Annotated in this window: 10 protein-coding genes; 1 reads left to right on the top strand and 9 read right to left on the bottom strand. The window is 67.6% G+C overall.

Translation table 11 applies throughout. From position 1 onward, the window contains the following. Nucleotides 1-287: 287 nt before the first annotated feature. The 7 genes from IG98_RS0115945 to IG98_RS0115915 form a co-directional block, all read right to left on the bottom strand. Entirely contained in the window at nt 288-794 is a 507-nt protein-coding gene (locus IG98_RS0115945) for a hypothetical protein (protein ID WP_157594360.1), read from the bottom strand. A 114-nt stretch (nt 795-908) separates the two neighbouring features. After that, a complete protein-coding gene (locus tag IG98_RS0115940) occupies nt 909-1193 on the bottom strand; it encodes a hypothetical protein (protein ID WP_157594359.1) in 285 nt (94 codons plus the stop codon). A 252-nt stretch (nt 1194-1445) separates the two neighbouring features. Next, nucleotides 1446-1664 carry a hypothetical protein gene (locus tag IG98_RS0115935; protein ID WP_030912261.1) on the bottom strand — a complete coding sequence of 73 codons (219 nt, stop codon included), beginning with the start codon at nt 1662-1664 and terminating at the stop codon, nt 1446-1448. 586 nt (nt 1665-2250) lie between these two features. Next, nucleotides 2251-2811, bottom strand: coding sequence for a hypothetical protein (locus IG98_RS0115930; protein ID WP_030912258.1), 561 nt, complete (start codon nt 2809-2811; stop codon nt 2251-2253). A gap of 2 nt (nt 2812-2813) precedes the next feature. Continuing rightward, entirely contained in the window at nt 2814-4604 is a 1791-nt protein-coding gene (locus IG98_RS0115925) for a DEAD/DEAH box helicase (RefSeq protein ID WP_245651580.1), read from the bottom strand. A gap of 4 nt (nt 4605-4608) precedes the next feature. Next, entirely contained in the window at nt 4609-6240 is a 1632-nt protein-coding gene (locus IG98_RS0115920) for an MFS transporter (protein WP_037970406.1), read from the bottom strand. Between the two features lie 1033 nt (nt 6241-7273). Continuing rightward, entirely contained in the window at nt 7274-7570 is a 297-nt protein-coding gene (locus IG98_RS0115915) for a hypothetical protein (protein WP_030912249.1), read from the bottom strand. Between the two features lie 45 nt (nt 7571-7615). On the opposite strand from IG98_RS0115915, the gene IG98_RS0115910 reads away from it, so the two are divergent. Further along, entirely contained in the window at nt 7616-7807 is a 192-nt protein-coding gene (locus IG98_RS0115910; RefSeq protein ID WP_030912246.1) for a hypothetical protein, read from the top strand. A 195-nt stretch (nt 7808-8002) separates the two neighbouring features. Here IG98_RS0115910 and IG98_RS0115905 read toward each other — a convergent pair whose 3' ends face one another. Both IG98_RS0115905 and IG98_RS0115900 read right to left on the bottom strand, forming a co-directional pair. Next, entirely contained in the window at nt 8003-8932 is a 930-nt protein-coding gene (locus IG98_RS0115905; RefSeq protein WP_157594358.1) for an ADP-ribosylglycohydrolase family protein, read from the bottom strand. A 359-nt stretch (nt 8933-9291) separates the two neighbouring features. Then, entirely contained in the window at nt 9292-9744 is a 453-nt protein-coding gene (locus IG98_RS0115900; RefSeq protein ID WP_245651579.1) for a VOC family protein, read from the bottom strand. Between the last annotated feature and the right edge of the window lie 7 nt (nt 9745-9751).

Genomic DNA, 9751 nt, shown 5'->3' with positions numbered 1-9751 from the left:
CCCGAAGCGCAGACAACGCCACGAGCAGGCACAGAAGACGATCAAGGTGTCAAGCATCAAGCGAGGCCAGAGTGTCAACCATCAAGCGAGACAGGACACCCTCAAACGCGGCGGCGTTGCCGAATTATTCTTGTAGGTGTCAAGGGCGGCGTGCCGCGCCGCCGTATCCGCCCGCCATCCAGGCGTGCGGCGTGGGCGCCGATCCTGGCGGCGACGACCGGGCCGTATCCGCACCGCACGTTCGCCATACCCAACGCACTCACCGACCCCGGCGGCGCACCGCCGCATCAGGGCGAGACATCCTGGTCCGGTGAGGAGTGACGCGCGACCAGTTCGCCGATCGGCTCTATCCGCCAGTCAGGGACGTAGACACCTACCTGAATTCGTCGATCGGCACCGATCGCGTGCACCTTCGGGGGAACTGCCTTCCGTCGACGGCCTCTCACATCCACCGGCTCCACGGCGCCGACGCTGAAGGTCATCACGTCGACCGAATACAGGCCGGCAATGCGTTTGGGCTGCACATCAACGAAATCCGCCCAGTTCACCGCAACCCTAAAGGTATCTCTCTGAGCGATCATTCCCTCCTCGGTGACTGTCAGACTTCGGCGCCGCACCTTCATCACGACGAAAAGCAGATACACCATGCTCACGGCCACGGTAACCCCTGCCGTCAAATTCGCGGGCAAGCCAAGAGCGACAGCCAGGATGCAATAGATGACAGCGAGCACGATGGCACCGACTCCACCAGAGAAAAAGGCGAGTGACCAACGTGGACGGTAGATGATCTGCATGGGAAAACCGTACCGGTCCAGCCACAATCGCCACTCCTTCAACCCCATCACCCCTGGCGGGCGCTCCGTCTCCGGGATGATCAGGCGGGCGGGGGGTACGCGCAGCCTCGCGAGCTACTCGCCGCAGGTGCCGTCCGGCCGCATGATCGCATCGCATGTCAGCGGTATGACCGCCGAGTGGAGGCTTCTGTCGTTCACCGCCACGACCATCCGGAGGCAGTGGCCAGCGTCCGGGAGCACGTACGTCAGCACCTTGTACTTCTCGCCATCACGCCCAACGACGTTCTCCCGGTCCTTGTCGTCGTTCTCCTCCATGACAGCGAGCTCTGCGTAGGCCACGAGGCAGCGCCGGCGCGCAAGGTACTCCTCCGCGATCTCGGCTGCGACCTGTGCATTCATCCCCTCGTCTTCCCCCGCGCTGTGCCATCGGCATGCCATTAGACAGGGTGACGAGGGGTCAACCACGGTCACTCATGACCGACCGAACGCCCAGGTCAGCTGCTCTACGAGGCGTGGTCCACGCACTTCCCAAGCTGACAGCGCGGGTTCTTTCGTCACCTGATCCAGCGAATAAAGGCCAGGCCGGGGACCGCTTCCCGGCCTGGCTTGATTTTTCTGGGCTTCTAGTCGATTTTCCGCGCCCGTTACGGATTACAGTTGGCGGCCGGCGAAGAGCTCCACGTGGTAGCACTGTGGGCAGCGACGGGCGTCCACCAGCCATTTGGAGCGGCCCATCATCTTGGCTCCGCCGAATACTCCCCGTTCCAGTTCACCTTCCACCCAGACGCCGAAGCCGGGTTGTTTATGGTCGGCCAGGAAGCCCGGCTCCAGACCCTGGTGGCCACAGTGGGTGCACTTTCCATCAGACATTGGGCGATCATACGGACAAGCGGGTTTCTCGGCCATGGGAGATCAGGGGGTGACCCCGCGGCGGTCACCCTGCGGAACGACATGCATCATCGAGGTCATGCCGGACCGTGGCGGCTGCTCCCAGGTGCAGTTCTAGTTGCAATCCAGCGCCGTCCAATGCCGTCCCGGATGGACCGGCCGCGCACGTTGGTCCAGGTGGAACCGATCGGGACGGCCATGAGCCGAGTTGCTAACCCGGTTAGGGTTCACCATCCATTCGAGGCCCGAATTGCTGCTTAGGATTGCAATCCCCCGGCGACAAGGTCGAGATCGGCGATGGGTGTAGCTCGTTCTCGGGGACCTTTTGACACACGGCCAGCTCAGGTCACGTGTACATGGAGGCCATTTCTGCCACCTGCAACAGGCCGGTCTACGGCGAGATCATGTCCCTTTCTCGAAGGACTTCCGATCGACGCCACGGCGCGGGCGGAGCGGGCGAGCGGGGCCGTCACGGCCGGAGGATGCGGGGGCATCCGCGGGCTCAGCGGGTGGTGAGGGTGCGTGCCCTCCGGGTGGGCACGCACCGCTCCTTCTCAGGCCGGCCGGGTCACTCGGCCACCGTGAAGTAGACGGCCGAATCAAGGGAGTTGAGTGCGATCCAGCGCTGCGCCGTCGCTTCGGCGGGCGCTTGGCCGCCGCCCGCCGAAGCGAGGAAGAAGCCCTGCACGTCGAGAGCGATGCGGGGATCGTCGTCGATGCGCCGCGCCATGTCGTAGTAGACGGCCAGCTCATGGACGCACCGCGGGGTGGCAGCCGGGCAGGAGCAGTCGACGCTGTCGAGGACCGGCGCGGGCGGATGGCCCGCGTCAGCGGTCGCGCGGTACAGATCGTCGGTGAGCAGGGGCTGGATGCCGCTCAGCTGACGGGAGATCTCGGCCGTCGCCCCCGCGGACATCGGCGCGACCTCGATCGTGACCACCGAGGTGCCGCGACCTCGGTGTACGACGGCGCGCACGGTCCGGCCGTCGAACGTGATCTGCACCTTCCCGTCGCGTGCCATGCGCCGCGCGCTCGGCAGCTGGGGATCGGGACGGGTCTGGCGCAACAACTCGGCGAACCGGACCCAGTCCTTGCCCCACTTCGCATAACCGTAGTCGCGGTTGGCCATGGTCAGTTGACTCGCTTCCGGCGCAGGATCTCGATGAGAGGGTTGTCGTCCAGGCGGGTCAGCTCGGCGACGCTGGAAATGTCGGCGGTGTCCGACAGCGCGGACTTGCGGTTGTGCATGGCCGCGATGTGCTCCTCGACGGTGGTCAGGGTGGTGACGGTGACCGTGCGGGTCTGACCGATCCGGTGGACCCGGTCGGATGCCTGGGCCTCCACGGCCGGGTTCCACCATCGGTCGAAGTGGATGACGTCGGCGGCGCGCGTGAGCGTGAGCCCGGTGCCCCCGGCCTTCAGGCTGAGGACGAGCACCTTCGGACCGTCGTCGGACTGGAACCGGCGGACGATGTCGGCCCGTTGCTCCTGGTTCAGGCCGCCGTGGAAGAAAGGCGTAATCACCCCGAACTGTTCGGCGAAGTGCCGGACCAGCAGCTCACCGGTCTGCCGGTACTGGGTGAAGACGAGGGTCGGAGAGTCGTTCTCCAGGTTGTTGGCTACGATGTCGGTGCACAGGTCGAGCTTTCCCGACCTGCCCGAGAGCTCACCGAGGTCGTCCGTGATCAGGCCCGGATGGTTGCAGACCTGCTTGAGCGAGGTCAGGACCGCGAGCACCTTGGTCTGCCGTTGGGCGCCACTGCCGAAGCCGTCGTCGATGACCTGCTCCAGCAGCCGGTCGTACAGCCTCTCCTGCTCCTCGGTGAGGTCGCAGATGAGATCGGCGTGGATCTTCGGCGGGAGCGACCCCGCGACTTGGGACTTCTTCCGCATCAGCACGACCGGCTCGATGGCCCCGCGCAGCCGGGCGGAAGCGGCCGGGGAGCCGCCCGCGATCGGCCGTACGAAACGATGGCGGAACTGCGCCCGGTTCCCGAACAGGTGCGGTGCGACCAGATTGAGCAGGGCCCACAGCTCGTCGAGGTGATTCTCGACGGGCGTCCCGGTCAGGGCGATCCGCGCGTCGGCCGCGATGGTGCGCGCGGCCTTCGACACCTGCGTACGGGGGTTCTTCAGGACCTGCGCCTCGTCGAAGACCGCAGTGCTCCACTGGATCCCCGCCAGGGCCGGGCTGTGCGTGCGCAGCGTGGGGTAGCCGGTGAGCACCACCGTGCCGCTGTCCACCGTGGGCAGCGGCCCGCCGCGCCAGATCGTGGCCCGCAGGTCAGGTGCGAACCGCGCGATCTCGTGTGCCCAGTTCCCCACCAACGACGTGGGACAGAGCACCAGTTGCGGCCCCTTTTCGGCCCGTCCGGCGACACAGCCGATGGTCTGCAGGGTCTTGCCGAGTCCCATCTCGTCGGCCAGCACCGCGCCGCTGTGCGTCTCGATGGTCTCGCGCAGCCAGCTCACCCCGCGTACCTGATACGGGCGCAGCTTGGCGGTGAGCGCCGTGCGCATCTCGGCCCCCACCGCGGTGGTGCGGCGGAAGGCGCCGCTCGCGTGCTCCGGCGTCGTGACGGCGACACCTGCGGCGTCGGGGACCGCGTGCGCGGCGATAGGCAGAGCCGACTCGCCGCCCGCGATCCACGACCGCCAGACGTCCACCGACCGGCCGGGCGAGTCGAGGGGCACGGCCACGAGCCGGTCCGGCTCGATCAGCACGCAGTCGACGTCGGACACCTTGAGCCTGCCGAGGTCCGGCGTCGGGATGACCAGGGGGACGGTCTGGACGTCACCGACCGGCGGGGCCGGCCCCACGGCGCCGTCGGCCCAGGTCCACAGGGCGAACATGTGCCGGTCGGGCAGGTACGTGGCCTGACTGTCCGACCGTGTCTCGGGGAGTTTCTGCCTGGTTCCCATGGCGTCAGCGGGTCCCCACGTCGTCGCCTTCGCGGGCGGTCAGGTCCTCGGCCCCAGCCCGGGGGGCCGTCTCGTCCGCGGTCGGGCTGCCGTCCCGCGCGGGCTCCGGCTCGCCACCGGCAGCCGCGGGCTTGCGGATCGCGCGCAGGGCGAGCAGCAGCACGGCCGCGCCGAGGAGCGCGATGAACATGATCCAGACCGCGCCGACATGCATGGCGTGGACGAACGCGTCGTCGGCGGCGTGCCCGAGCGCGGGCAGGTGGGACGTGGTGGCGACGTGCCGCGCCTGTTCGGCGGAGACCCGCGCCTGCTCCCGTACCGGTCCGGGGACACCGTCCAGCGACGGCTCGATCGCGCGTCGGTACACGATCGACATGATCGTGCCGCCGACGGCGATACCGATCACACTGCCGGTCTGGCGCACGGTGTTGGTGACGGCCGACCCGGCACCGGCCCGCTCCAGCGGCAGCGTGCTGATCAGCGCCGCGGTCACCGGGCCGAGCACCATGCCGATGGACAGGCCCTGGACCAGCAGCACGACCTCGATCCAGACGAGGGGCGTGCCCAGTCCGAAGAGCCCGTACGCGCCCATGGTCAGCGCCGCGACGATCAGCGCCGGCACGGCGACGAGCCGCAGCGACCAGCGGTGCACCAGGCGGGCGCCGACGGGCGCGCCGAAGATCGCGCCGAGCGCGGTCGGGAGGCTGGCCAGGCCCGCCTCGATCGGCGAGTAGCCGCGCGCGCCCTGCAGGTAGAACGCGTTGTAGAAGGTGACCGCGGATATGGCGAACAGGAGCAGGCCGAGCGCCGCGTTGCCGCCGCCGAACACGCGCTGGGCGAGCAGCCGGGGATCAAAGCTCGGCATCTCGCTGCGCAGTTCGACGCGGACGAACACGGTCAGCAGGATCAGTCCGACGACGATCGGCGCCCAGACGTCCGTACGGTCCCAGGCCGCCACCTGACCCGCGCGGATCAGTCCGTAGGCGAGCGCCGCGAGGCCGGTGATGGACAGCAGCATCCCGGCCGGGTCCAGCGGTCGCACGACGGGGCTGCGGAAGTTCGGGACCAGCAGGGCGATGCCGATCAGCGCGAGGACCACGACCGGGACGTTGACCAGGAAGACCGAGCCCCACCAGAAGTGGCCGAGCAGCACACCGGCGAGCACCGGGCCCACGGCCATGCCGACACCGGCGGAGGTCGAGGAGATGGCGATCGCGGTCGACCGCGCCGGGCCGGTGAACGTCCATATGAGGATGGCCAGGTTGGCCGGCATGATCAGCGCGCTGCCGACGCCCATCGCCGCCCGCGCGGCGATGAGCTGCCCCGCGTCCCCCGCGTACGCTGCCCACACCGAGGACGCGGCGAAGACCACCAGGCCCGTCGCGAGCACGGCCCGGTGGCCGAAGCGGTCGCCCAGCGCCCCCGCGGTGAACATCAAGGTGGCGAAGGCCAGCGTGTACGAGCCGGTGGCCCACTGCAGCTCGGCCGGGCTGGCGTTCAGCCCACGGACCGGGTCCGCGAGGGTCTCCAGGGTGGTACTCAGGACGGTGTTGTCCAGCCAGATCAGCAGTGAACACACCATAAGAACGGCAAGAATCAACTGCTGCCTGGACTTCGGCAACGTGGATGCAGTCATGAATACCTTCGGATGCGGTCTGGAAAAGCTGACTAGCGGACCGTAGGCAACCATCGGGCGTATGTCAATTCCCGGTCGGCCGGTAACGGTCGGCGATTTTCCGGCGCCCCCGAGGGCATACCGCCAAGTGCTCTGTCAATTCTTGAAGATGTGAGCGGGCCGGCGGTTTAGTGCGCTCCCGTGGGCATACCGCCAAGTGCTCTGTCAATTTCTGATCCTGTTGTTTGACTTCGCGTGAATTCCGTGCCCCACCCCGTGTTCTGCCTCTGCTCCGCGCCCTGTCCCGCCCCGTGTACCGCGTCGTGCGCTGCACCGGAAGTAGGAAGGAGGTGGGCGCCAGCGCCGGTGCGGCCGCCCGTCCTGGGGCCGCCGGGAGCGGCCGAGTACCCAGACGGCTACCCCGTACGGGCGGTCCTTTCGGCCTGCCGGTTCAGCAGGCCGAACATTCTTCCCCGCGTATTTTTGGAATAGAAGGATTGGAATTCACCCGGGTCGGTGGAACGGAAGTCGCCGGGGTATTCATGGAAAGGCGGGGGACAGAGCCGACCGCATTCTTGCCAGGGTGTTGCTCGTCCGCAGAAAGAGGAGAGGTGCGTCCTGGATCAGGTTTGCTCTGGCGGTTCTTCTATTCACGCCCACCAATTGATGTTCTGACCGGTGGTCCCGAAGGCTTCGTTCGGTCGGTTGCTGAGATCACGAAAGGTGCCGCGCTCGGGTTGCTGTCCGGGCGTCCAGGTGGCGTCGCATTCCTCGCGGAGGAGGAAGCTGATCTCGCCGCCCCGTACTCGGTAGGACTTGACCCATCCCTGACCGCATCGAGGACACCACTGTCGCCCGTGCATGCGGCCATGCTTTCCAACTGGAAAGCGTTCGTCACAACGGCACGCCCAGTGAGAGGTCAGGCTGTGAGGTCGCATTCGGCCTGTTAGGTGCGTTTGTGTTCTTGGTGGCCGTGGTAGCGCAGGTAGGGTTCTAGGTCCCCGTTCGTCTGGACGGCGCGGAGGGTGAGGACGGCTTCGGCACCGGACAGGCCCTACCGGGACCCGGCTATGTCGAGCCTGTCGGCGACGAGATGACGGCATGTCTCGTCACCGTCATTATTGGCGACCTCCTGGCCATCGACCAGAATGCGGCACTTGGCCGGCTTGAGCATGCCGCTGGAGTCGCTGACAGAGCCGGGGATGATGGAGAGCAGGTAGCCGACCTTCTGTTCGGCCGCGGTCAGTTCGATGGTCACGGTCTTCTTCCAGGGAAGGGTGACATCCGACTCGCTGCCGTCGGTGTCGGCGAAATAGACGATCGGCTGCTGGACCTTCCCCTTACCGTTCACCTCCAGAGTGACCTCGCGGTCACCTTCCGGGGCGCGGCAGGCTGCGTGGACGGCGAGGTCGACGCGGGAGGAGCGGCGGACGGCGCGGACGCCGACTCGTCGGTTCCGCCACAGGCGGCAAGCGGTATCAGGACCATCACAAGCAGTACGGAAATTCGCCCGTTCATCATCAACTTGGATATAACGGCCAAGGCTATAGCCGTCTACGAGCAACTGGAGCTGCCCCGGTTCAGTTGACGCATCAGGGCTTGCGGGCCGTCGTCCGCTCTAGGACGAGGTCCTTCACACATCGCGGGCCATGGAAGTCGTGGTGCTGGGGATCCGCTGCGAACACATGGGCACCCGCCGGTAGTGCGCCGACCCGCCCGGGAAGGCGCTCCGGGTACGGGGCGGGGCTGATGACACCGGGCACAGTCATCATCACTTCCAGCCCTACGGCTGAGAACCGTCTGCGGCGTCCGGCTCACGGCCGAGGGGCGGGGCTCCTGCCCAGTCCGGTAGCGGCTCGCATCGCCTCCTCCACTCCGAAGGCGGACGGGCGCTCCCTGAAGCCGCGATGATGCCGCCGACGATGGCGCAGGTGGTGTCGATGTCACCACCTGCCGCCGCGGTGGTCCACATGGCCGCTTCGAAGTCCTGGCGTTCGCGAGCCGCGACCCAGAGGGTGAAGGGCACCGTGTCGTGCGCGCTGACCTGCCGCCCGTTGCCCAGCATCGTGGCGGCCAGGGCGGGATCACTGACGGTGAGGAGTCGCCGGGCCTCGGCGATGCCGTCGTGGACCATGCTCGCGGGCACGTGCTCTCTGAGCCTGTCCAGGAAGCCTCCTGGTGGGAGCCGAGGCTCCGTGACGGTCGTCGCCGCGGCCACGGCCACGGCTATCGCGCCGGCCACCGCTTCAGGATGGGTGTGGGTGACCTGCGCCGACAGAGCGGCCTGGTGGACGACGCGCGCGAGATCGTCGGCGAACCAGGCACCGAGCGGCGCCACCCGCATCGCGGCGCCATTACCCCACGAGCCCTTGCCGTCGAACAACTCGGCCGAGAGCGCCCGCCAGTCACCGCCTTCGCGGACGAGGCGGAGCATCCGGTTGGTGGCCGGGCCGTACCCGCGGTCGAAATCGTGACGGGTGGCGAAGCCGGCGGCAAGGCGATCCTGGTCGATGGCGCCATGGTCGGCCAGGACACGGTAGACGGAACAGGCCATCTCGGTGTCATCGGTCCACTGCCATGGGTCGGGCGGGAGCAGACGGCCGGCCAGAGCGTGGCGGTTGGCCGGAACGAAGAACTGGGAACCGAAGGCGTCACCCAGAGCCAGGCCGTGAAGAGACACTGTGGCACGCACAAGAGGATCAGAGGAGGACATCCCCTTCATTGTGAGGTACGCCAAACGTTCACCGTCACGACGGGAGAAACGGGCCGAGCCCGCGTCCCCGATGTTCGCCGTAAGGCACACACCGCCCTGACGGAACAGCGGGCTCTCCACGTACCACTACCGAATCGCTCTCGCATGGATCAAGCCGGTGCCGATAGCCACTCCAGCGCGTCGCCGACCGTCTGCCCACACAGCCGGGGGCGAGTGTCCGCGAAAAAGCGGCGCTCGGAGAATGACGGTGCCCCGGAGTACGGAGAGGACGGCCGGGCCGGATCACCAGCCCCCTCCCGCCCGCGGCCGCAGCGGCATCGGCGACCTGGCCGCCCAAACGCGTACCTGCACCCGCGCCCTCAGCGTAGCTCGCCCGTGATGATCCACAGGTGGCCGAGCGGGTCACGGATGCGGCCCGAGCGCTTGCCGTAGGGCCGGTTCTCGATCGGCACAACCACCTCGGCGCCGTGGACGATCATGCGTTCGCCGACCGCGTCCGGATCGTCGACCTCGACCTCGAGGAGGACCGCGGATCCACCGAGATCATCGGGGGACGTCCACCCCCACGATGAGACGGCCGGCGAGACCCGGAAGGACGACCCGCCGACGCGGTGATCAACGACGCTGGGCCTGCCATCGTCGTTCCGGGGAGCGCGGAACACCTGCTCGGCGCCAAGGGCGACCTGGTAGAACGCCGACGCACGGTCCGGGTCGGGCACGATGAGACGGGGAGAAAGATGAATATCAGGCGTCATGAACCCATCGTCGGGCCGGACGAAGGCAGGGGTCTTGAAGATTTGGGAACGCCCCATGCGTCCG

The sequence above is a fragment of the Streptosporangium amethystogenes genome (assembly GCF_000721075.1).
GTDB classification, from domain to species: domain Bacteria; phylum Actinomycetota; class Actinomycetes; order Streptosporangiales; family Streptosporangiaceae; genus Streptosporangium; species Streptosporangium amethystogenes.
The sequence above is the reverse complement of the archived record's forward strand: the minus strand, read 5'-3'. Positions and strand labels throughout refer to the sequence as shown.

Bases quoted from the DNA above. Each gene is read 5' to 3' on its own strand.
- IG98_RS0115945 (WP_157594360.1), bottom strand. From the start codon at position 794: ATGCAGATCATCTACCGTCCACGTTGGTCACTCGCCTTTTTCTCTGGT.
- IG98_RS0115940 (WP_157594359.1), bottom strand. From the start codon at position 1,193: ATGAATGCACAGGTCGCAGCCGAGATCGCGGAGGAGTACCTTGCGCGC.
- IG98_RS0115935 (WP_030912261.1), bottom strand. From the start codon at position 1,664: ATGTCTGATGGAAAGTGCACCCACTGTGGCCACCAGGGTCTGGAGCCG.
- IG98_RS0115930 (WP_030912258.1), bottom strand. From the start codon at position 2,811: ATGGCCAACCGCGACTACGGTTATGCGAAGTGGGGCAAGGACTGGGTC.
- IG98_RS0115925 (WP_245651580.1), bottom strand. From the start codon at position 4,604: ATGGGAACCAGGCAGAAACTCCCCGAGACACGGTCGGACAGTCAGGCC.
- IG98_RS0115920 (WP_037970406.1), bottom strand. From the start codon at position 6,240: ATGACTGCATCCACGTTGCCGAAGTCCAGGCAGCAGTTGATTCTTGCC.
- IG98_RS0115905 (WP_157594358.1), bottom strand. From the start codon at position 8,932: ATGTCCTCCTCTGATCCTCTTGTGCGTGCCACAGTGTCTCTTCACGGC.
- IG98_RS0115900 (WP_245651579.1), bottom strand. From the start codon at position 9,744: ATGGGGCGTTCCCAAATCTTCAAGACCCCTGCCTTCGTCCGGCCCGAC.